The organism is Paenibacillus campinasensis (assembly GCF_002272015.1).
Classification (GTDB): domain Bacteria; phylum Bacillota; class Bacilli; order Paenibacillales; family Paenibacillaceae; genus Paenibacillus_AQ; species Paenibacillus_AQ campinasensis.
This window is the reverse complement of the sequence record NZ_NPBY01000078.1, coordinates 51,875-72,464: the sequence shown is the minus strand read 5'-3', so window position 1 is coordinate 72,464 and position 20,590 is coordinate 51,875. Positions and strand designations below refer to the sequence as shown.

Below are 20,590 nucleotides of genomic sequence, written 5' to 3'. Positions count from 1 at the left end.
CGATCATCTTGCTTTTTCGTCATCGCATCTCTCAGCGGCGACTTTTATAATATATCATACTTCCTAGTTACTTTGCAAGACTTTTTTTAAAAGTTTTTTCATTCTCTTTTAAGAATCATCTCTGCCGCCGGTTGGCGGCATCAGCTTTCGTTAAGGAAGCGAAACTTAATTTACCACATTCAAACGAGGATAGTCAACACTCTTTTTTATATTTCGAGGTGTTTTTCTAAGGTTTTAATGTTTGATTTGCGGAAACTTGCCGTTACGCGCATATTTGGAGAGTTCTTTTTGAGGAGCGAATCGTGCATACATCCGGAAGACGGTCTTATACCGGTTGGCAATCGCCTGCCGAATATTGTGGTCCAGCCGTCCATCACTCAAGTCAAGGAGCATTTCATCAAGCTCTTTCCTCAGCACATAATCGAGTTCTTTGCATTCCTTTTCGTTAAACAGCATTCCCAGCATGGTAGAACCTCCTTAGTATAATTAGCGAAAATCAAGTATGCTCACTGTCGCTTCGAACGGTTTCATAGCGGACGCCCACTCTAGGCGGAAAGCTTGCAGCATAGAGCCATGTCCTATATGTAAGGTGTTTAACCGGATGAGCCGGTTCTTTAAACCTCGATTGCAGCAGTTCACATGGATTTGTAAAAAAAGCCCGGCTCTCCCCGCCTTGATCTTCCGAGGCATGATTCGAGCCAGGCGCTTTATTAGGTATGCACACTTTTCACCAAATTTATGACATCAGCCAGTACGTAATTGTACTTTCGATAATAGCGGCGACAAACAGCAGAACGACCACCCATAGAGATGCTGTCCCCAGCTTGCGCCAGAATGAACGCCATTCCTGGCCGATCCCTCTCCCAGCTTGTGAAGCTCCCTTAAAGATGCTGCGCAGCACCAACCCACCAAGCGCCAGCCCATAGGCGCAAGCGATAATAATCACCGGGATTTCAATGATGCCGTGTGGAAGCAGCCCTTTGACCACAAGATTAAACAGGCTTTCCCCGCTTGCCTGCACAATTTTCAGCAGAAAACCGATGACCATTCCATTAATCACGAGGAACACGATCGGCAGCAGGCCGAACAGCAGCCCGGAAAACATCACAATGACGCTTTTGATGCTATTGTTCAGAAAAATAAACACAAAAAAGCTCAGCTCCGGCGTCTCCGAAACTTGCAGCTGCTGGCTGATCTCGCTCAATCCTTGCAGCTGACTGATCAGCAGATCCTCAAAGCCTTCCGAGGTCCAGCCTGCAATAATCCCTAGCGTAAACAAGACGGTTGACAGAATGACAGCCTTTCGAATCGAACTGACATCTCTGAGAAAAGCACTAAAACGAAACATCCGTTACCTCCTTAATTGGTATAACTCACAAGTACGAGCATATCCTGAAAGTAAACAAGCACTAGCTTACCGAAGGGAGAGGGGCGCTCGTATTATGAATTCTTTTTATGTATTCAACGGCAAAAAAATCAAGCGATTCTTCTTTGTTATTGCCGCTGCTGTGTTCGCCATCGGAGTCATCTATGTCGAAAGTGACAACATATCGGTGTTCTCTGAAAGCACGCCGTCGGCTATTTACAGCGTAACTACGGACAAAAAGCAAATTGCCCTCACATTTGACATCAGCTGGGGCGAAAAGCGCGCAGAACCGATTCTGCAGGTACTGAAGGACAACGGTGTCGAGAAGGCGACCTTTTTCCTGTCCGCGCCCTGGAGCAAAACCCATCCCGATATCGTGAACGCAATCAAGGAAAGCGGATATGAAATCGGAAGCCACGGATACAAGCATGACAATTACAGCGCGATGACCGATGAGGAAATCCGGAAACAAATCTCGACGGCCCATCAAATATTAACCTCAGTTACCGGACAAGAACCTCGATTGATTCGACTTCCGAACGGCGATTTTGACAAAAGGGTGCTCAGTATTGCAGAAAGCCTCAACTACAAAGTGATTCAGTGGGACACCGATTCCCGTGACTGGAAAAATATCGGCGTCGACAAAATCGTCCACCGGGTCGTCTCCAAAGCGCATCCCGGCGATATCGTGCTGATGCATGCCAGTGATTCCGTCAAGCAGACCCATGAAGCACTCCCGCTCATTATTGAGGAGCTGCGTAAGCAAGGGTATGAATTCGTGACGGTCACCGACCTGCTGGAGCAGAGCAGCGCAAAGGGCAATGAAGTGCGCGACCAGGCTACCATTCAAAAAGGCATCGATGATGCCGTTGGCATGTAACCCCCCGCCACAGCATCATCCATTAACAAAAAAAGAGCTAAGCGTTTAGCTCTTTTTTTCGTCTTGGGTTACTTTGTGCAGCGTCAGGATCTGGTACGCATTACATACCAGCAGCGGAATGATAATAAAAATGGTGGCATTCTGCACACCGATCCCCAGCACGCCGATGATCTCCACGATCGTTACAGCCACCATGAAGAAGATGGTTGGAATCCACGCGGATGCATTCGTGCTCTTCACCTTGAAATAAGCCACAACAATAGCTACAAGCAGAATCGCGATGCCGAGGATCAGATCGGACTGCAAACTGCTCTGCCCGCCAACAAAGGTGCGGAAGAACACCAGTTCGAATAGCGCTAATGTCGCCAGCACAACCTGTATGTACTGCCAAGTCCTTCTCCGGAAGATACCTGTCCCCATATAATTCAGTGTCAGGTAAGCAAAAAAGCCCATCTGTGAATACACGCTCACCAGAGCTCCATACCCTAGCAAAATCGACGGATATATCAAGATATCAACCGTGCTCTTAAACTGGATCCCGCCGTTGAAGAGCTGCAGGATGAGCCCAGCGATGACGGCTCCGATCGCTCCTACGAGCAATGTTTTAAAAAATAGTTTCGACCATTTACGTAAACTCAATACGACACCCCCACAAATCATTATTTTACCAACGTTCACAATAAAAAACCATGCCATCCTCGACATATTTCCTCATAACAATCAACATACTATCCGTACAACCGCATAAAAGGAGGACAACGGGAATGAGGTGGCCATTATTCCGTATATGCATACTCTTCACGGGAGCTGCCCTGCTGCTGAGCGCTTGCGGCGCGGAACAAAGCTCTTCCCCCCAGATGGGATATAAAGAAATCAAGTCGATGGTCGTCGATATACTCAAGACGGATGAAGGAAGGAAAGCCGTCGAGGACGCGCTGTCGGGTGGCAGCGGGGGAGGAACTGGTGGTTCTGCCGGCGGCGGATCCATGAGCATGCGAATGATCAGTGCCCAGTCGGGAGAACAAATTCGGCTGGCCGTGAAGGATACGCTCGTATCTGAAGAGTACAAGAAGGAAATCGAGAAAATTATGACCGATCCGAAATTTGCCGGTGATTTTGCCAAAGCGATCAACACCCAAAGCAAACAGCTCCACATGGAGCTGATCAAGGATCCGACATACCAGAAATCGATTGAGCAAATTATGAAGTCGCCGGAAGTGATGAAGTCATTTCTGGAGCTGACCAACACGCCGGATTACCGCAAGCAGTCCATGACCATCATGCAGGAAACGATGCAAAACCCGCTCTTCCGCATGGAAGTATTAGAGCTGCTGAAAGCGGTGGTCCGAGACGAACTGCAGCCTAAAGTGGAGAAGAAAGAGCCGGATCAAGGCGGCCAAGGTCAGGGCGGCGGTCAAGGCGGGCAAGAAAACGGAGAAGGTGGTAACGGCGAAGACGGCGGACAGCAGCAGGATGGCGGATCCTAAGCCTCTGCAGCACAGTCCCCACGCGCTATCACAGCGCACCACAGGATGAGCTAGTCATCCCCCTTTTCCAATCGGATTCACTACCTTGCAGTGCTTCTGCCCCCGGGCATGTAATGATAACACGTAACGACAAATGCATAGTATGCAAAAAAAGTGCGGGTCAGCGGATATCATCCCTGACTCGCACTCTTATGTGCAACGCGATATTAGCAAGGCGAACGACCGGTTAAACGGCTGTTCCTTCGCACTTGGCTGCTATCTTGACAGCAACCTCGTCGTAGATTCCCGCACACTCCGTCTCGGCTTTATATACTGATGGAGAGAAATCCGGCTCTGCAGGATGGTTGTCAGGCGCTCCGAGAGGCAGCTGGGCCAGCAGCTCGGTATGCAGTGTCTCCGCCAGCTTGCCGCCGCCACCGCGGCCAAACACATATTCCTTCTCCCCGCAATGCGGGCAAGGATAGTAAGCCATATTCTCGATAACACCCAGAATCTCATGCTCCGTCTGAATGGCCATCGCACCGGCCCGGGCAGCTACGAACGCAGCTGTCGCATGCGGCGTTGTCACGATAATCTCCTTGCTCTGCGGAATCATCTGGTGAACATCCAGCGCGATGTCTCCGGTCCCAGGCGGCAGATCAAGCAGCATGTAATCCAGCTCTCCCCAACCAACATCGTCGAAGAACTGCCGCAGCATTTTGCCAAGCATCGGACCGCGCCATATTACCGGGCTGTTCTCCCGGATAAAAAAGCCCATAGACATTACTTTCACGCCAAAACGCTCCACCGGCATTATGATGCCATCATCCCAAACGGAAGGCCCCTCTTCGATGCCCATCATATCCGGCACGCTGAAGCCATAAATATCCGCATCGATAAGTCCGACCCGCTTGCCCTGACGTGCCAGTGCCACTGCAAGATTGACGGCTACGGTGGATTTGCCGACGCCGCCCTTGCCGCTGGCAATCGCGATAAAATGAACCCCGGACTGCTCGCTCAGGAGCTTGTTATTCACCATGCCGGCGGCATGGCCCTTGGTCAGCTTCTCCTGATCCGAAGGCTCCTTAGCTCCGTTCGACGCCTCCGCAACCCCTGTCTGATCCAGCGGCCGCATCCGGATATGAATATGTTCCGCCCCCATCGCTTGGAGCAGCTCACGGATTTGCGCTTCCAGTGATGCCTTCATATCCTCGCTGCTGTAAGTTACCGACAATCTTACAGTGCGCTCTTTCACGACGATATCACGAATACGCTGAAGTCCCATCAGGCTCTGCCCGGTCTCCGGATCGGTTAGAGGCTGAAGAATCTCCTGCACCTGTTCTCTAGTCAGCATGATATGCACCTCGGTTTATGTAATGGTCATTGCAACTTTGGTTTCGTTTACATTATACCACTACTCTACCGCATTTGCCGACTCAGCCTGCTCTCCGGAAGAATATCGGAGAATCCCGTTATAGATGGAAGCCGCTACTTTCCGCTGATATTTCTCATCGCGCAGCAGCTCCGACTCCTCGGGATGAGAGAGAAAACCGACCTCTACAAGCGCCGAAGGAATGCGGAGCGCTTTAAGCAAGTAGACTGTATTTTCTGTTTTCGCCAGTCGATTGGTGTTCTCCAGATTGTGCCGAATCTCGGCCTGGATCAGCTCCGCAAGGTTCTGGCTTTGCACATTGCCTTGCGGATAGAAGGTTTGTGCCCCTCTCCAGCGGTTCGACGGCATGCTGTTCAGATGAACGCTGATAAACAGATCCGCTTTGGCATCTTCGATCTTGCGGACACGCTGCATCAGGTCCTCTGTCTTCCTTCTGGAGTATCCTTTCGTGCTTTCAGCTGCCAGGTCATAGTCCCCTTCCCGAGTCATGACCACCACCGCTCCCGCCTGCTGCAAGTAATCGCGAAGATACAGCGTAATCGCCAGATTGACGTCCTTCTCGATCACACCCTGGCGGCTGACCGCCCCGCCATCAGGCCCGCCGTGACCGGCATCCAGCGCAATGACTTTGCCTGCGAGCGGCAGACTCCATGTCTGCGAGGTCCGGGCTGTAGGAACCTCATAGGATAGCACGGCAATAAGCAGCGCCAGCAATCCCGCTCCCATCAGCATCCGCTTCATCTGTTTCCAGGATATCCACAATGTCACCTTGTCTGTTCGCCGCCTGGACATAAAAAAACCACCTCGTCCCATGAGTGTTCTACTCCATGATATGGGACAAGGCGGACAATTATGACCTCTTATACGCCAATCTGTTCTTTCATGCCTTCGATCAGCACCTGAGCCACTTCAGGCCGGGTAAATTCCGGCGGCGGACATACACCTTCGCGAAGCAAGCCCCGAACCTTCGTTCCGGACAGTGTCAGATGATCCTCTTTGGAATGAGGGCATGTTTTGCTGGAAGCCATGTTGCCACATTTTTTGCAGAAAAAGCTGTGCTCGAAAAAGAGCGGGGTAATTCCGATTTCCTCTGCCGTGAAGTTCTTGAAAATCTCCTGAGCCTCATAGGTTCCGTAATAATCGCCGACACCGGCATGATCACGGCCGACGATAAAATGGGTGCAGCCATAGTTCTTGCGGACGATGGCATGGAAAATCGCTTCTCTCGGTCCAGCATAACGCATGGCAGCAGGAAATACGCCGAGGAAGGTGCGATCTTCAGGGTAATAATTGTCCAGCAGCGTCAAATAGCTCTTCATACGCACATCTGCGGGAACGTCATCCGACTTGGTCTCCCCGACGAGCGGATTCAGGAACAGAGCATCCACAATCTCCATCGCGCTTTTCTGAATATATTCATGCGCCCGGTGAACCGGGTTGCGGGTCTGAAAGCCAACGACGGACTTCCAGCCTTTCGCCTGGAATATCTCGCGCGTCTGCGCAGGGTCGAAGTAAAACTCGCCAAAGCGCTCAGGCTGTGGACGTTGCAGCACCTGAATCGGGCCTCCCACATAAGTAGCAGGACGGTCAAACAGCTTTTTTACACCCGGATGCTCCAGATCGTCGGTCTTAAAGACATGGACGGCTTCTTCGGCTTGATTAACCTGATAAATGCTTTCAATATCGATGACACCGTACACAACGCCGTCGTTCTCTCCGACCAGCGCAGCTGTCTCGCCTACGCGAAGCTGGGCGGCGGTCTCGTCCTCCACAGCGAGCGTAATCGGAATGCTCCATACCGTGCCATCGGCAAGGCGCATCGACTTCACAACTGAATGATAGTCCTCTTCATTCAAGAAGCCCTGGAGCGGTGAAAAAGCGCCAACCCCGATCAGATCCAGATCCGAGATGGTCCAGCTGTTCACCCGGATTTTCCGAAGCGACTCGACCGATTTCAAAAGCTTCTCACGCTCTTCTCCTTGTGCAACCCGCTGTACCAGCGTGCCGCCGTGAGGGCGTATGGCTGTCATGCGTATTCCTCCTCCAATGCTGCCTCATGCAATCAGCAATCGTTATGATTTCAAATTCCGTGTTTTATTTATGAAGTCCGCATTCGGTCTTCTCATGACCTGCCCAGCGTCCCGCACGTGGGTCTTCACCAGGCATGACCTGTCTTGTGCAATACTCGCAGCCAATGCTCGGGTAGTTCTGGTCATGGAGCGGATTATAGATGACATTGTTCTCGCGGATGTAATTCCATACATCCTCGCTGGTCCAATCCGCAATCGGATTGAACTTGACGAGACCAAACTTGGTGTCGTACTCAATCTTCTTCGCATTGGCCCGTGTCGGTGCCTGATCTCTCCGGATCCCGGTAATCCATGCCTCATACTGCGTCAAAATACGGGTCAACGGCTCGACCTTGCGAATGTTGCAGCATTGGTTCGGATTGGTTTTCCACAATTCATCGCCATACTGGGTTGCTTGTTCCTCCGGTGTCAGTTTCGGAGATACCCGCACGAATTCCAGCCCGTAGCGCTCAACCATACGGTCTCTCGTTTCATACGTTTCCTTGAAGTGAAAATCGGTATCCAGATAGAAAATGTCCGTCTGGGGGCTAATCTTCTGGATCATATCAACGATAACCACATCTTCTGCCCCGAAGCTGCAAGCAAACGTAATATTAGGGAAGGTTTCAACAGCATACGCTATCACTTCCTCTGCACTCGCGTGCTCGAGCTCCTCGGATTTGACCTTAATCAAGTCTTCTTTCTCAAGTAAATTCATAATCGCATGCCTCCCGATTAAACCTTAAAACCCTACTGAAATAATATGAATTAAGTACAGTATAAAACAATCCTAATAATTGTCAACCACCCAACGGCCATTTCCCCTGCTTCTGCCTGGATTTCTGCTCCCTATTATCGTATTTCAAACGCCCATGAAATGTTCATGCCGATCCTTCCGTCAATACAAAAAAACGCCGGCATTCCGGGATTTCCCGAAAAACCAGCGGATGAGCAACGAAGGAGTAGTTATTTAAGTATCAGCAACAAGTGACCGCTTCTTAAACAGACTGGTAACATCTTCTGATGAGAAGCATAACAAAAGCCCCTGGCCAAAGGCCAAGGGCTGGTTGTGTTGCATATAAGAATATTAACGCTTCGAGAACTGAGGTGCGCGACGAGCTGCTTTAAGACCGTATTTCTTACGCTCTTTCATACGAGGGTCGCGAGTCAGGAAGCCGGCTCTTTTCAGGGAACCGCGAAGCTCTGGGTCTGCTTTCAGCAGCGCACGGGAGATACCGTGACGGATTGCGCCCGCTTGTCCGGAGATACCGCCTCCGTGAGCGATTACGAGTACATCGTATTTGCCCAGTGTTTCAGTCAGGTTAAGTGGTTGCTTAACGATCAGCTTAAGTGTTTCCAAGCCGAAATATTCATCGATTTCACGTTTATTAATGACGATGCGTCCTTCACCCGGTACGAGGCGTACACGTGCTACCGAGTGCTTACGACGACCTGTCCCATAGTATTGTACTTGTGCCATGAAACTGTCCTCCTTTTTAATTAGCCGCGAAGTTCGTAAACTTCTGGTTTTTGTGCTTCGTGTGGATGTGCTGTGCCAGCGTATGCTTTCAATCTGAGTTTCATCTTCTCGCCCATGCGGGTTTTAGGAAGCATTCCGTGTACGGCACTCTCAATAACGCGCTCAGGGTATTTCGCGATCAGGTCCTGAGCAACAGTAACCTTCAATCCACCCGGATGGAGGGAGTGACGATAGTATTTTTTATTAGCCAGTTTCTTACCAGTCAAGTGGATCTTCTCGGAATTGATAACAATTACGAAGTCTCCAGTATCGACATGTGGAGTAAATTGTGGCTTATGCTTGCCGCGGATCAGAGCCGCAACTTCACTTGCCAAACGGCCAAGCGTTTTGCCTTCGGCATCAACGATGTACCATTTGCGCTCAACTTCATTAGGCTTCGCCATATAGGTGGTACGCATGTTTAGTTCCTCCTTGTATTCATCCGAAAATCGGTTCAAATATTCGTTAATTTATCTGCGTTCATGTGTAAAGCATTGTTTGTTGATGGATCATTGTTGACGGTTTTCTTAGCCGGGGCTGTGGGAGAGCCTCTAAGAAAACACAACTTATATAATACAGGAACCGCCCATAAATAGCAAGCGTTATTTGGCTTTTTAAAGGCAACGGAAATCAGTCAAACAGGTCGCCAAAAACGTCGAGGACCGATTTTTTCTTCTTCTTCCGATAGCCCTTATCGTGTGGGGGATACCGGCGGTCATATTCCGAATCCTTGTCAGGATATGGACGTCTGTACTCTTCATCACGTCGATCATATCCACGATCATCTTGCCGCTCATACCATTCGTTAAAGGCCGGCCGAACCTCGCGAATCTCGCTCATCAGCTTCTCGAGCTCTCCGCGGTCGAGCCAGACCCCTTTGCACTCCGGGCAAACATCGATCAGAACACCGTTCTTCTCGACCTCCCGCATACGAACATCATCACATACCGGACATTTCATCAGAATATACCTCCTCTTATTGTGTACGTGTTACGTATTCCAAAGATCGGGCTTCACACCATCCGTAATATCATACTCCACACTCCACAGCATCAAGCCCTTTCCCATTGCTGTAGGGCCTGCTGCCGCGCGATTCCGGGCTTCCAGAATCCGTTTCATCTCATCGGGCTTCAGCTTGCCTTCCCCGACGGTAATCAGCGTCCCCATAATAATCCGTACCATATGTTGCAAAAAACCGCTACCGCTCACATACGTATGGATAAGGCCTTGATCCCTTGTGCCTGGCCGGCACATGGATGTATCCGTTTCGATCCACGCATCGTAAATCGTCCGGACATGCGACGGTTTGGTTGATTTTCGGGATGCAAATGATGTGAAATCATGCGTGCCGATCAGATGCCGCAGCCCCGCGCTCATCGCCTCAATATCAAGCGATCCGGGGTGATGAAGCTGATAACGGCGTCCGAACAGATCCGGAAATTGGTTGGCATTAATCGTATACCGATACGTTTTGCGCTTGGCCTCCCTCCGGGAATGGAAATCCAGCGGCACCTCCATCGCCTCGGTCACGACAATATCCTCCGGCAGCCTGGAATTCAAGGCAACGCACCAGCGCTCCACAGGAATTTGCGAGGAGGTATAGAAGTTAAAGATTTGGCCCCGCGCATGAACTCCGGCATCGGTACGGCCAGAAGCGGTGATTTTCACCTGCTCTCCCGATAAGGCGAGGATCGCTTCCTCCAGATAGTCCTGGATCGTATGGCCACCTGGCTGCGTCTGAAACCCGTTATAATCGGTTCCGTCATAGCTGACCTTCATCAGAAGATTGCGCATGCTGTCCTCCTGAACCCATTCATCCACTCACTAAGCAGCCCCACATTCGCAGGGTGCTGTCTCACGTCTAAGCCTATGCAGGCACTTGCATTAGATCCGGAACATAAACCGCTCTAAATGTCAAAAAAGAGCCCCAAAGGAGCTCCTTTTCATCATGTCAGCGAACCCTTCGAGTCAGCCGCATGACTAGAAGGTCCCCGTTATGAATGCCCATGGGGTAGCCGAGATGAGTCGAACCAGAATGAACGACTGTATCTCGCACCACTTCCCGATCATAGGCTCCACCCGTATTATCTGATACAGAATAAATGAGAGCAGAGCCGGGCATATATAACTTCAGTCACTTCATAACCTAAATCAAATTACGCGCGGTCAACCAGTTCCAAATAAACCATTGGAGCTGCATCGCCCCGACGAGGACCCAGTTTCAGGATACGAGTGTATCCGCCTGGACGCTCAGCGTAACGAGGTGCGATATCGGAGAACAGTTTTTGGATTGCATCCTGTTCACCGTCTACCGTTTCGCGGCGCACGAATGCTGCCACTTGACGACGAGCGTGCAGATCACCCTTCTTCGCTTGAGTGATCAGTTTTTCAGCGATCGAACGAACTTCTTTCGCCTTGGCTTCTGTCGTTTGAATACGCTCGTATAAGAACAGGTCCGTTACCAGGTCACGGAACAATGCTTTACGTGCACTGGAATCGCGGCCCAACTTTTGGTATGCCATGTGTATTCCCTCCTTTGCTAGCCTATCTTAGAACTTAATCCTCCGAACGGAGTCCCAATCCAAGTTCCTCGAGCTTCTCTTGAACCTCTTCCAAGGATTTGCGGCCCAAGTTACGAACCTTCATCATATCCTCTTCTGTTTTCGTGGTCAGCTCTTGTACCGTATTGATACCAGCACGCTTGAGACAGTTGTAGGAACGAACGGAGAGATCCAGCTCCTCGATTGTCATTTCAAGCACTTTTTCCTTCTTGTCTTCTTCCTTCTCGACCATGATCTCAGCATCCTTCGCTTCATCGGTCAAGCCGACGAACAGGAACAGATGCTCAGTCAGGATCTTCGCGCCGAGGCTAACCGCCTCTTCCGGGCGAATGCTTCCATCCGTCCAAATTTCAAGCGTCAATTTGTCGTAGTTGGTCACTTGACCAACACGCGTATTTTCCACGCCGTAATTCACACGGCTAATCGGAGTATAGATCGAATCGACGGGAATGACGCCGATAGGCTGGTCATCGCGTTTGTTCCGATCCGCCTGGACATAGCCACGACCGCGATTAGCAAAAATACGCATATGAAGTCTTGCGCCAGGGCCGAGCGTCGCAATGTGCAGGTCCGGATTAAGAATCTCCACATCACTGTCTGCGCGAATATCACCCGCAGTGACTACCCCTTCACCTTCCGCATCAATCTCGAACACTTTTTCTTCGTCGGAATGAATCTTCAGCGACAAAGCCTTCAGGTTCAGAATGATTTCGGTCACGTCTTCCATGACACCCGGAATCGTGGAAAACTCATGCAGCACCCCATCGATTTGAATCGATGTGACCGCTGCGCCCGGGAGCGAGGACAGCAGAATGCGGCGAAGTGAATTCCCCAGCGTCGTGCCGTATCCGCGCTCAAGCGGTTCTACTACGAATTTTCCATAGGTTCCTTCTTCATTGACATCAACGGTCTCAATTTTCGGCTTTTCGATTTCAATCACGCAAGTACCCCTCCTTCAAACGTCGCTCCTATATGAAACTGTCATCTTATCCAGTAATCCATGTAGTAGTATGCCTAAACAACCATTATTAGCAGATTGCACCGGATTTATACCACATTAACAAGGATGACTTCATTATACGCGACGACGTTTTGGTGGGCGGCATCCGTTATGTGGAATTGGTGTAACGTCTTTAATCAGGTTAACTTCAAGACCAGCTGCTTGCAAAGAGCGGATTGCTGCTTCACGACCAGCGCCAGGACCTTTAACCATAACTTCCACCGATTTCATACCGTGTTCCATAGCCGCTTTGGCAGCTGTTTCAGCAGCCATTTGCGCAGCGAACGGGGTCGACTTACGGGAGCCTTTGAATCCAAGGCCGCCGGAGCTTGCCCAAGAAATCGCGTTTCCGTGAGGATCCGTAATCGTTACGATCGTATTGTTGAACGTAGAACGGATATGAGCTACGCCACTTTCGATATTTTTGCGGTCACGACGTTTAGTACGTACGACTTTTTTTGGTTTAGCCATTGTCTATTATCCCCCTTTCTTACTTCTTCTTGTTCGCTACGGTACGACGAGGACCTTTACGTGTACGAGCATTGGTTTTAGTACGTTGTCCACGAACAGGCAAGCCACGACGATGACGAATACCGCGGTAGCAGCCAATCTCGGTCAGACGTTTAATATTCAAGGAAATTTCACGACGAAGGTCACCTTCTACCTTAACGCTTCCGTCGATCGTTTCACGCAATTTGCTAACTTCATCTTCCGTCAAGTCACGGACACGAGTATCAGGATTGATGCCTGTTTCTTTCAGTACTTTTTGGGAAGTCGTTTTACCGATTCCGAAAATGTAAGTCAAGGCGATCTCAACGCGTTTGTCACGTGGCAAATCCACACCAGCTATACGAGCCATTTTACGCTACACCCCCTTCTATTAACCTTGTTTTTGTTTGTGCTTCGGATTTTCACAGATAACCATTACATTCCCTTTGCGGCGAATGACTTTGCATTTTTCGCAAATAGGCTTTACAGAAGGTCTTACCTTCATGTTAATTACCTCCTCCAAGTTTTACGTTTGTAAAACCAGCTTCGAAACTAGACTTTAGTTTTGCCAAAACAAAACCGTTCGTAACCGCTGCTGTGTTTTACTTCAGTAAAACCGCTGGCAGCTTTCCTTGTTCCCCGGGGGAACGTCATCTATTTACGGTACGTAATGCGACCTTTGGTCAAATCGTACGGTGATAGTTGAACAACCACTTTGTCTCCTGTGAGGATGCGGATAAAGTGCATCCGCAGCTTTCCGGAAACGTGAGCAAGAATTTGATGACCATTCTCCAGCTCGACTTTAAACGTAGCATTCGGCAACGGCTCAATAACCGTTCCTTCGACTTCAATGACATCTTCTTTAGCCACAGATTAGTCTCCTTTCTGATTTGCCTTGGATTGTTCGGCCATAAACTTCGCAACGGCGAACCGCAGCTTTCCGTTTGTGACCCTTCCGCTTTCTTGCAAACTGTTCACTACTTCACTGCTTATGAAGGATTGGGGTTCCAGATGAAGAATGTTCTTCTTCTTGGCCTGGTCAAACTTCCGTTTGTCCCCGTCCGCAATCCATACGAACCTGCTGTCTTCAATCCCGACGATAACGGCATACTGTCCAGCATCTCTGCCTTTCAGCGCTTTGACGATCTGGCCGATTTCCAGTGTGATTTCCTTATTCAAGTCCATCACCTTATTCCGGCAGCTTCGTCAGGATTTCCATGCCGTCCTGGGTTACTGCTACCGTATGCTCAAAGTGAGCACACAGCGAGCCGTCAACCGTGACTACCGTCCAATTGTCCTCCAGCGTCTTGACATGCCGTTTACCGGCATTGACCATCGGTTCAATTGCGAGCACCATGCCCGGTTTGAGTCTTGGTCCGCGATCTGGAATGCCATAGTTCGGAATTTGCGGATCCTCATGCAGATCAGTGCCCACGCCATGGCCTACATACTCCCGGACAACAGATAAACCTGCGTCCTCGATATAACGCTGGATGGCATGAGAGATCGTAAACAAGCGGACATCCGGTTTGACTAGCGCGAGTCCCGCATAGAGCGAGCCTTCCGTGACGTCCAGCAAACGCTGGGCTTCTTCGGAAATGCGGCCTACTGGGTAGGTCCATGCTGAGTCACCGTGGTAACCCTCGTACTGCGCACCGATATCAAACGTGACGATATCGCCTTCGATCAATTTGCGTTTGCTTGGAAATCCATGCACCAATTCTTCATTAACTGATGCGCAAATGCTGTAAGGAAATCCGTTATAGCCTTTGAAAGATGGCACAGCGCCTTGGCTTCGAATGAACTTGTCGGCCAGCTGGTCCAGCTCCCCGGTCGTAATGCCCGGTTCCACGTGAGCAGCGAGAAGTTTGTGGCATTCCGCCACAATTCGCCCTGCCTCTCTCATCAAGCCCAGTTCCGTTTCGGATTTACAAATGATCATGTTCCTTAACCTCTCAGTATAGACGCAATTTGTGCGGAAACCGCGTCGATTTCCTGATCGCCATCGATTTGACGCAAAAGACCTTTATTCTCATAAAACGTGAGGAGTGGTGCTGTTTTGTTGATATATTCGTCCAAGCGAATGCCTACGCTCTCTTCGTTATCGTCGGAGCGCTGATACAATTCACCGCCGCATTTATCACAAATGCCTTCCTGTTTGGGAGGATTAAAGATCACATGATAGGTCGAGCCGCATTGCTTACAAATCCGACGACCTGTGAGTCGAGCCATAAGCTTATCCCGATCCACTTTCAGGTTGATGACATGGTCAAGCCCGGTGTTGAGGCGTGCCAGAATTTCATCCAGCGCTTCCGCTTGCGAAAGGGTTCTTGGAAAACCATCCAATAAGAAACCTTTTTCGCAATCGGACTGCTGCAATCTTTCTTCCACGATTCCGATTGTCACATCATCAGGTACCAGCAGGCCTTGATCGATATATTCCTTCGCCTTGATTCCAACAGGAGTTCCTTGCTTGATCGCCAGACGAAAAGCATCGCCTGTTGAAATATGCGGAATGCCGAATTCATTCACGATATGCTCTGCTTGTGTTCCTTTTCCTGCCCCAGGAGGACCCATGAATAAGATGTTCACCTTACGTCACTCCCTCCCCTTGCTTGACAAGCAAGAACAACACAATAGGCGCCGGGAAGCAGTAAACCTACTCGCCGGAACCTATCGCCTATTTATTGATAAACCCTTTGTAATGACGCTTGATCAGCTGGCTCTCAATTTGCTTCATCGTATCCAGTGCAACACCGACTACGATCAGCAAAGAGGTACCGCCGATTTGTACCGTACGCGGAAGCCCGGCAAGAGCGCCGAAGAATACCGGCATCACGGAGATTACAGCCAGGAACAATGCTCCTGTCATTGTCAAGCGGGTCATTACCCGAGTCAGATACTTCTCAGTAGCTTTACCTGGGCGAATGCCCGGGATGTAGCCGCCGTTCTTCTTCATGTTCTCGGCCATTTGGTTCGGGTTCATCTGTACGAATGTATAGAAGAACGTGAAACCAATGATCATAAGAACATAAAGCACCATTCCGAGTGGGCTGTCATATGCCAGGTTGGCATCAACCCATCTGGCCCAAGCCATATGTGCCCAGAAGCTCGCCAAGATCACCGGGAACTGAAGCAAGGACATGGCGAAGATGACCGGAATAACGCCTGCAGCGTTAATTTTGAGCGGAATATGTGTATTCTGCCCGCCATACATCTTGTTGCCCACAACACGCTTCGCGTATTGTACCGGGATCTTGCGGATCCCTTGCTGGATGAATACAACACCGGCAATGATCAGAATCAGAATGAGAAGGATAATGATCGCCTTCAGCGAGTTCAGGAAGACTTGATTATCCTGAATGAAGTTCGACTCGACCAGTGTGCGGATATGCATTGGAATCCCAGCTGCGATACCGGCAAAGATAATAATCGAAATCCCGTTACCAATTCCACGTTCCGTAATCTGCTCACCGAGCCACATCAAGAACGCAGTACCCGCGGTAAGCACGATCGCGATCACAACGAAATCAATAAAGGTTGCTCCTGGCACCATATCCATGCCGTACATCCGGTTAAACCCGATGGACAACGCGAAGGCCTGGATGAGACCCAGTAATACCGTACCATAACGAGTAATCTGAGCCAACTGCTTTTTACCATGTTCCCCTTGTTTGTTCCACTCCGCGAACTTCGGAATGACGTCCATCGACAATAGCTGCACGATAATGGACGCTGTAATATATGGGAATATCGAAAGGGCGAAGATCGAAAACTGCGATAGCGCGCCCCCCGAGAACGTGTTGAGTAGACCAAACAATTCATTTCCTGCCTGATTCGCCTGAGTAAAGACGTCTTTATTGACACCTGGAACCGGTACAAACGATCCGATACGGAAAATAATCAGTACGAACAGGGTGAACAGGATCCGTTTGCGAAGGTCCTCGACACGCCATATATTTTGCAGGGTCTTAAACATTAGATCACCTCGGTTTTACCGCCGGCAGCCTCGATCTTCTCTACCGCAGATTGAGAAAACTTATTAGCTTTTACAGTCAATGAAACGGTAACTTCGCCATTGCCAAGAATTTTGATGCCGCTCTTCGTATTTTTCACAATACCGTTTTCGACCAAAACTTCTGGAGTCACTTCAGTACCTGCTGCAAAGCTGTTAAGCTCTTCGATGTTCACAATCGCGTACTCTTTCCGTGTAGGGTTTACGAAACCGCGCTTCGGAAGACGACGATACAACGGGTTCTGTCCGCCTTCGAAGCCTGGACGTACACCACCGCCGGAACGAGCGTTTTGTCCTTTATGACCTCGACCTGATGTTTTACCCGTGCCGCTGCTCGTACCGCGACCAACGCGTTTGCGCTCTTTGCGGGAACCAGCCGCTGGGCTCAGCTCATGTAACTTCATCGTTCGTTGCACCTCCTTAATGTATCCGGGAAGCACCCGGGATTAACCTTCGATTTCTTTAACAGAAACCAGGTGATTTACTTTCTTGATCATTCCGCGAATCGCAGGATTGTCGTTTTGAACCACGGAATGGTTGATTTTACGAAGTCCAAGTGTTTTCACAGTTGCACGCTGATCCTCTGGACGTCCAATCACGCTGCGCACGAGGGTGATTTCAAGTTTAGCCATGAGATTCCCTCCTTAACCCAACAGCTCTTCGACGGATTTGCCGCGAAGCTTGGCAACATCTTCAGCACGCTTCAGGCGGGACAACCCTTCCAAAGTCGCATTGACCATGTTCATGGAGTTCGAAGAACCTAGAGATTTTGTCAAAATGTCGCCTACGCCAGCCAGCTCGAGCACGGCACGAACCGGTCCGCCAGCGATAACCCCGGTACCTTCAGAAGCCGGTTTAAGCAATACTTTACCTGCTCCGAAGTGACCTTGTACAAGGTGAGGAATGGTGGTTCCAACGAGTGGAACATGGATCAGGTTTTTCTTAGCATCCTCAATACCTTTGCGGATGGCATCCGGTACTTCGCCTGCTTTACCGATACCTGCTCCTACCCAACCTTTACCGTCACCGACAACTACCAGTGCGCTAAAGCTGAAGCGGCGTCCGCCTTTAACAACCTTAGCGACGCGGTTAATGTTTACTACTCTTTCAGTCAGTTCCAAAGTGTTAGGATCTATACGCAAGTCGTTTACCTCCTTTTGTAAATAAGTTAGAATTCAAGGCCTTCTTCACGAGCAGCCTCTGCCAGTGCTTGAATACGTCCATGGTACAAGTATCCACCGCGGTCGAATACAACCGACTTATAGCCTTTTTCTGTAGCGCGTTTAGCTACAAGAGCTCCGACTTTGCGTGCGGACTCAACGTTACCGCCGTTTTGAATGTCACCGCTCAATTCTTTATCAAGCGTAGAAGCCGATGCCAATGTTACGCCAGCTACATCATCGATCAGTTGAGCGTAGATGTGCTTCGAAGAACGGAATACGTTCAGACGAGGACGCTCAGCCGTGCCTTGAATTTTCTTACGGACACGAAGGTGTCTTTTCAAGCGCGCTTTGTTCTTGTCTTGTTTCGTGATCATGCTTCCCTTTCACTCCCTTCAGTTTTGCCATGACAGCTTCACTTTTAGACGCATGGGGTAAGTAAGAAGAAATTGCTTAACCAGCCATCGGATAACCGAAGCGTCAAGCAGCTTATTTCTTCTTACCGGCTTTACCTTCCTTACGGATAATGCGTTCGCCTTCGTATTTGATCCCTTTGCCTTTGTAAGGCTCAGGCTCACGTACAGAACGGATCTTAGCAGCGTATGCACCTACACGCTCTTTATCGATACCTTTAACTGTAATTTTGGTGTTTCCAGCTACTTCGAACTCGATGCCGGCTTCCGGTGCAATTTCTACTGGGTGGGAGTAACCCACGTTCAGCACGATTTTGTCTCCGGATTTGCTGGCACGGTATCCGACGCCAACCAGTTCAAGGTTCTTCGAGAAACCTTCTGTTACACCGCTAACCATATTCGAGACAACGCTGCGGGTTGTGCCGTGAAGAGAACGATGCATTTTGTTGTCGGATGGACGCACAACATTAATTTCGTTATTTTCTACAGTAATTTGCATATCTTTATGCAGTACACGAGTCAGGGTTCCTTTCGGTCCTTTCACCGTGATGACATTGTTATCCAATGTAACATCTACACCGCTTGGGATTGCAATTGGTTTACGACCAATACGGGACATACAGTTACACCTCCTATCTTGTGACGTTGATTACCATACGTAGCAGAGAACTTCTCCGCCAGCTTTGGCTTGACGAGCTTCTTTGTCGGTCATAACTCCCTTGGATGTGGAGATGATCGCGATACCCAGTCCACCGAGAACACGAGGAACTTCATTGCTCTTCGTGTAAACGCGAAGACCTGGTTTACTGATTCTTTTCAGACCTGTGATGACACGTTCGTTGTTTGCGCCGTACTTAAGGAATACACGGATGATCCCTTGTTTGTTATCTTCCACAAACTCCGCATCACGGATGAAACCTTCACGCTTCAAAATTTCAGCGATTTGTTTCTTAATCGTCGAAGCAGGCATTTCTACCGTTTCGTGGCGAACCGTGTTCGCGTTACGAATACGAGTTAGCATATCTGCAATTGGATCGGACATAGTCATGTAGGATAAACCTCCTTCCCGGTTATAAACTTCTTACCAGCTTGCTTTTTTCACGCCAGGAATCTGGCCTTTATAAGCTAATTCACGGAAACAAATTCTGCAAATCTTAAACTTCTGCAGTACCGAATGTGGACGACCACAACGCTCACAACGAGTATAAGCCCGTACTTTGAACTTAGGTGTGCGTTGTTGTTTAACTTTCATCGAAGTTTTTGCCACTTAGCCTGACACCTCCTAAATAGTTTCGGAGAAAAGGGACAACCGTCTTATTTCGCAAAAGGCATGCCCAGTTGAGCAAGCAGTTCACGGGATTCTTCGTCGGTTTTTGCTGTCGTTACGATAACGATGTCCATACCGCGAACTTTATCCACTTTGTCATACTCAATTTCAGGGAAAATGAGTTGTTCTTTCAAGCCGAGCGTATAGTTTCCACGTCCGTCAAACGCCTTGGTGGATACACCTTGGAAGTCACGTACACGCGGAAGCGTAACGTTGAACAGCTTGTCGAGGAAGTAGTACATGCGCTCACCGCGCAGGGTTACTTTTACCCCGATTGGCATGTTCTCACGCAGTTTGAAGCCTGCGATGGATTTTTTCGCACGAGTGATAACCGGCTTTTGACCAGCGATCAGCTGCATGTCGTTTACAGCGGAATCAAGCACCTTCGAGTTCGCTACAGCGTCACCTACACCCATGTTGATGACAACCTTCTCGATTTTTGGTACTTGCATTACTGTTTTATAGTTAAACTTCTGCATCAGCGCAGGAGTTACTTCGTTCAGAAAACGTTCTTTCATTCTTGCTGCCATGATTCAAGGACCTCCTTTCTTAACAAGTCTTATTTATCAAGAACTTCTCCGGATCTTTTCGCGACGCGAACTTTCTTGCCGTTGTCGAGTACCTTGTAACCGATACGGGTTACTTTTCCGCTCTTCGGATCAACGTGCATGACGTTCGAGACATGGATCGGAGCCTCTTTTTCAATAATCCCGCCTTGAGGGTTCGCTTGGTTCGGCTTTTGGTGCTTCTTGATCATGTTCACACCTTCAACCAGAACGCGGTTCTCCCGAGGGTACGCAGCAATGACACGGCCTTTCTTGCCTTTGTCCTTACCGCTGATAACAATAACTGTGTCGTCCTTCTTCACGTGCAGTTTATTGTTGTGGGATTCCAGAACTTTTTTCACATTAGCCATTCGTTACACCTCCTAT

At 49.4% G+C, this 20,590-nt stretch carries 32 protein-coding genes; 2 read left to right on the top strand and 30 right to left on the bottom strand.

Features of this window, described 5'->3' with window-relative positions:
- Positions 1-234: 234 nt before the first annotated feature.
- A complete protein-coding gene (locus tag CHH67_RS22300; protein WP_095267571.1) occupies positions 235-465 on the bottom strand; it encodes a hypothetical protein in 231 nt (76 codons plus the stop codon).
- A gap of 271 nt (positions 466-736) precedes the next feature.
- Complete coding sequence (locus tag CHH67_RS22295) at positions 737-1,348, bottom strand: stage II sporulation protein M (RefSeq protein ID WP_095267570.1); 612 nt, start codon at positions 1,346-1,348, stop codon at positions 737-739.
- Between the two features lie 94 nt (positions 1,349-1,442).
- Here CHH67_RS22295 and pdaB point away from each other — a divergent pair, with 94 nt between their 5' ends.
- On the top strand, positions 1,443-2,246 hold the full coding sequence (pdaB, locus tag CHH67_RS22290; protein ID WP_095267569.1) for a polysaccharide deacetylase family sporulation protein PdaB: 804 nt from the start codon (positions 1,443-1,445) through the stop codon (positions 2,244-2,246).
- A gap of 45 nt (positions 2,247-2,291) precedes the next feature.
- On the opposite strand, the gene CHH67_RS22285 is transcribed toward pdaB, so the two are convergent.
- Positions 2,292-2,885, bottom strand: coding sequence for a KinB-signaling pathway activation protein (locus tag CHH67_RS22285; RefSeq protein ID WP_095267568.1), 594 nt, complete (start codon positions 2,883-2,885; stop codon positions 2,292-2,294).
- Positions 2,886-3,010: 125 nt separating this feature from the next.
- On the opposite strand from CHH67_RS22285, the gene gerD reads away from it, so the two are divergent.
- The gene (gene gerD / locus CHH67_RS22280) at positions 3,011-3,733 is read left to right on the top strand and encodes a spore germination lipoprotein GerD (RefSeq protein ID WP_095267567.1); all 723 of its coding nucleotides are present in this window, start codon (positions 3,011-3,013) and stop codon (positions 3,731-3,733) included.
- 226 nt (positions 3,734-3,959) lie between these two features.
- Here gerD and CHH67_RS22275 read toward each other — a convergent pair whose 3' ends face one another.
- From CHH67_RS22275 to rplX, 27 genes are all read right to left on the bottom strand, one after another.
- Positions 3,960-5,066, bottom strand: coding sequence for an Mrp/NBP35 family ATP-binding protein (locus tag CHH67_RS22275; protein ID WP_095267566.1), 1,107 nt, complete (start codon positions 5,064-5,066; stop codon positions 3,960-3,962).
- Positions 5,067-5,126: 60 nt separating this feature from the next.
- Positions 5,127-5,897, bottom strand: a complete 771-nt coding sequence (gene cwlD, locus CHH67_RS22270; protein ID WP_095267565.1) for an N-acetylmuramoyl-L-alanine amidase CwlD — start codon at positions 5,895-5,897, stop codon at positions 5,127-5,129.
- A 68-nt stretch (positions 5,898-5,965) separates the two neighbouring features.
- Positions 5,966-7,135, bottom strand: a complete 1,170-nt coding sequence (gene sat, locus CHH67_RS22265) for a sulfate adenylyltransferase (RefSeq protein WP_095267564.1) — start codon at positions 7,133-7,135, stop codon at positions 5,966-5,968.
- 64 nt (positions 7,136-7,199) lie between these two features.
- Positions 7,200-7,892, bottom strand: a complete 693-nt coding sequence (locus tag CHH67_RS22260) for a phosphoadenylyl-sulfate reductase (RefSeq protein WP_095267563.1) — start codon at positions 7,890-7,892, stop codon at positions 7,200-7,202.
- A 369-nt stretch (positions 7,893-8,261) separates the two neighbouring features.
- Positions 8,262-8,654 carry a 30S ribosomal protein S9 gene (gene rpsI, locus CHH67_RS22255; protein WP_095267562.1) on the bottom strand — a complete coding sequence of 131 codons (393 nt, stop codon included), beginning with the start codon at positions 8,652-8,654 and terminating at the stop codon, positions 8,262-8,264.
- Positions 8,655-8,674: 20 nt separating this feature from the next.
- Positions 8,675-9,112, bottom strand: coding sequence for a 50S ribosomal protein L13 (gene rplM, locus CHH67_RS22250; protein WP_095267561.1), 438 nt, complete (start codon positions 9,110-9,112; stop codon positions 8,675-8,677).
- A 211-nt stretch (positions 9,113-9,323) separates the two neighbouring features.
- Positions 9,324-9,653 carry a TFIIB-type zinc ribbon-containing protein gene (locus CHH67_RS22245; RefSeq protein ID WP_095267560.1) on the bottom strand — a complete coding sequence of 110 codons (330 nt, stop codon included), beginning with the start codon at positions 9,651-9,653 and terminating at the stop codon, positions 9,324-9,326.
- A 30-nt stretch (positions 9,654-9,683) separates the two neighbouring features.
- A complete protein-coding gene (gene truA / locus CHH67_RS22240; RefSeq protein ID WP_095267559.1) occupies positions 9,684-10,487 on the bottom strand; it encodes a tRNA pseudouridine(38-40) synthase TruA in 804 nt (267 codons plus the stop codon).
- 362 nt (positions 10,488-10,849) lie between these two features.
- Positions 10,850-11,215: a 50S ribosomal protein L17 gene (rplQ, locus tag CHH67_RS22235; RefSeq protein WP_095267558.1), complete on the bottom strand. Its 366-nt coding sequence runs from the start codon at positions 11,213-11,215 to the stop codon at positions 10,850-10,852.
- Between the two features lie 34 nt (positions 11,216-11,249).
- Complete coding sequence (locus tag CHH67_RS22230) at positions 11,250-12,194, bottom strand: DNA-directed RNA polymerase subunit alpha (protein ID WP_095267557.1); 945 nt, start codon at positions 12,192-12,194, stop codon at positions 11,250-11,252.
- Positions 12,195-12,329: 135 nt separating this feature from the next.
- Entirely contained in the window at positions 12,330-12,725 is a 396-nt protein-coding gene (gene rpsK / locus CHH67_RS22225; RefSeq protein ID WP_007132545.1) for a 30S ribosomal protein S11, read from the bottom strand.
- Between the two features lie 19 nt (positions 12,726-12,744).
- A complete protein-coding gene (rpsM, locus tag CHH67_RS22220; protein ID WP_095267556.1) occupies positions 12,745-13,113 on the bottom strand; it encodes a 30S ribosomal protein S13 in 369 nt (122 codons plus the stop codon).
- A 21-nt stretch (positions 13,114-13,134) separates the two neighbouring features.
- On the bottom strand, positions 13,135-13,248 hold the full coding sequence (gene rpmJ, locus CHH67_RS22215) for a 50S ribosomal protein L36 (protein WP_003333770.1): 114 nt from the start codon (positions 13,246-13,248) through the stop codon (positions 13,135-13,137).
- Positions 13,249-13,397: 149 nt separating this feature from the next.
- Positions 13,398-13,613 carry a translation initiation factor IF-1 gene (infA, locus tag CHH67_RS22210; RefSeq protein WP_006212898.1) on the bottom strand — a complete coding sequence of 72 codons (216 nt, stop codon included), beginning with the start codon at positions 13,611-13,613 and terminating at the stop codon, positions 13,398-13,400.
- 3 nt (positions 13,614-13,616) lie between these two features.
- Entirely contained in the window at positions 13,617-13,922 is a 306-nt protein-coding gene (locus CHH67_RS22205; protein ID WP_095267555.1) for a KOW domain-containing RNA-binding protein, read from the bottom strand.
- A gap of 10 nt (positions 13,923-13,932) precedes the next feature.
- The gene (gene map, locus CHH67_RS22200) at positions 13,933-14,685 is read right to left on the bottom strand and encodes a type I methionyl aminopeptidase (RefSeq protein WP_095267554.1); all 753 of its coding nucleotides are present in this window, start codon (positions 14,683-14,685) and stop codon (positions 13,933-13,935) included.
- A 5-nt stretch (positions 14,686-14,690) separates the two neighbouring features.
- The gene (locus CHH67_RS22195; RefSeq protein WP_095267553.1) at positions 14,691-15,335 is read right to left on the bottom strand and encodes an adenylate kinase; all 645 of its coding nucleotides are present in this window, start codon (positions 15,333-15,335) and stop codon (positions 14,691-14,693) included.
- Positions 15,336-15,423: 88 nt separating this feature from the next.
- Positions 15,424-16,722, bottom strand: a complete 1,299-nt coding sequence (gene secY, locus CHH67_RS22190) for a preprotein translocase subunit SecY (protein ID WP_095267552.1) — start codon at positions 16,720-16,722, stop codon at positions 15,424-15,426.
- Positions 16,722-17,162 (bottom strand): 50S ribosomal protein L15, encoded by a 441-nt coding sequence (rplO, locus tag CHH67_RS22185; RefSeq protein WP_095267551.1) that lies wholly within the window; start codon positions 17,160-17,162, stop codon positions 16,722-16,724. Before rplO ends, secY begins: the two co-directional genes overlap by 1 nt.
- Before the next feature lie 42 nt (positions 17,163-17,204).
- A complete protein-coding gene (rpmD, locus tag CHH67_RS22180) occupies positions 17,205-17,390 on the bottom strand; it encodes a 50S ribosomal protein L30 (protein WP_007132553.1) in 186 nt (61 codons plus the stop codon).
- Between the two features lie 12 nt (positions 17,391-17,402).
- The gene (rpsE, locus tag CHH67_RS22175; protein ID WP_095267550.1) at positions 17,403-17,900 is read right to left on the bottom strand and encodes a 30S ribosomal protein S5; all 498 of its coding nucleotides are present in this window, start codon (positions 17,898-17,900) and stop codon (positions 17,403-17,405) included.
- 26 nt (positions 17,901-17,926) lie between these two features.
- Entirely contained in the window at positions 17,927-18,295 is a 369-nt protein-coding gene (rplR, locus tag CHH67_RS22170) for a 50S ribosomal protein L18 (RefSeq protein ID WP_095267549.1), read from the bottom strand.
- A 112-nt stretch (positions 18,296-18,407) separates the two neighbouring features.
- A complete protein-coding gene (gene rplF, locus CHH67_RS22165; protein ID WP_095267548.1) occupies positions 18,408-18,950 on the bottom strand; it encodes a 50S ribosomal protein L6 in 543 nt (180 codons plus the stop codon).
- A 30-nt stretch (positions 18,951-18,980) separates the two neighbouring features.
- Positions 18,981-19,379, bottom strand: coding sequence for a 30S ribosomal protein S8 (gene rpsH, locus CHH67_RS22160; RefSeq protein WP_095267547.1), 399 nt, complete (start codon positions 19,377-19,379; stop codon positions 18,981-18,983).
- Between the two features lie 33 nt (positions 19,380-19,412).
- Positions 19,413-19,598 (bottom strand): type Z 30S ribosomal protein S14, encoded by a 186-nt coding sequence (locus CHH67_RS22155; protein ID WP_013312154.1) that lies wholly within the window; start codon positions 19,596-19,598, stop codon positions 19,413-19,415.
- Between the two features lie 47 nt (positions 19,599-19,645).
- Positions 19,646-20,188, bottom strand: coding sequence for a 50S ribosomal protein L5 (gene rplE / locus CHH67_RS22150; RefSeq protein WP_095267546.1), 543 nt, complete (start codon positions 20,186-20,188; stop codon positions 19,646-19,648).
- Positions 20,189-20,217: 29 nt separating this feature from the next.
- Complete coding sequence (gene rplX / locus CHH67_RS22145) at positions 20,218-20,574, bottom strand: 50S ribosomal protein L24 (RefSeq protein ID WP_095267545.1); 357 nt, start codon at positions 20,572-20,574, stop codon at positions 20,218-20,220.
- Positions 20,575-20,590 lie beyond the last annotated feature (16 nt).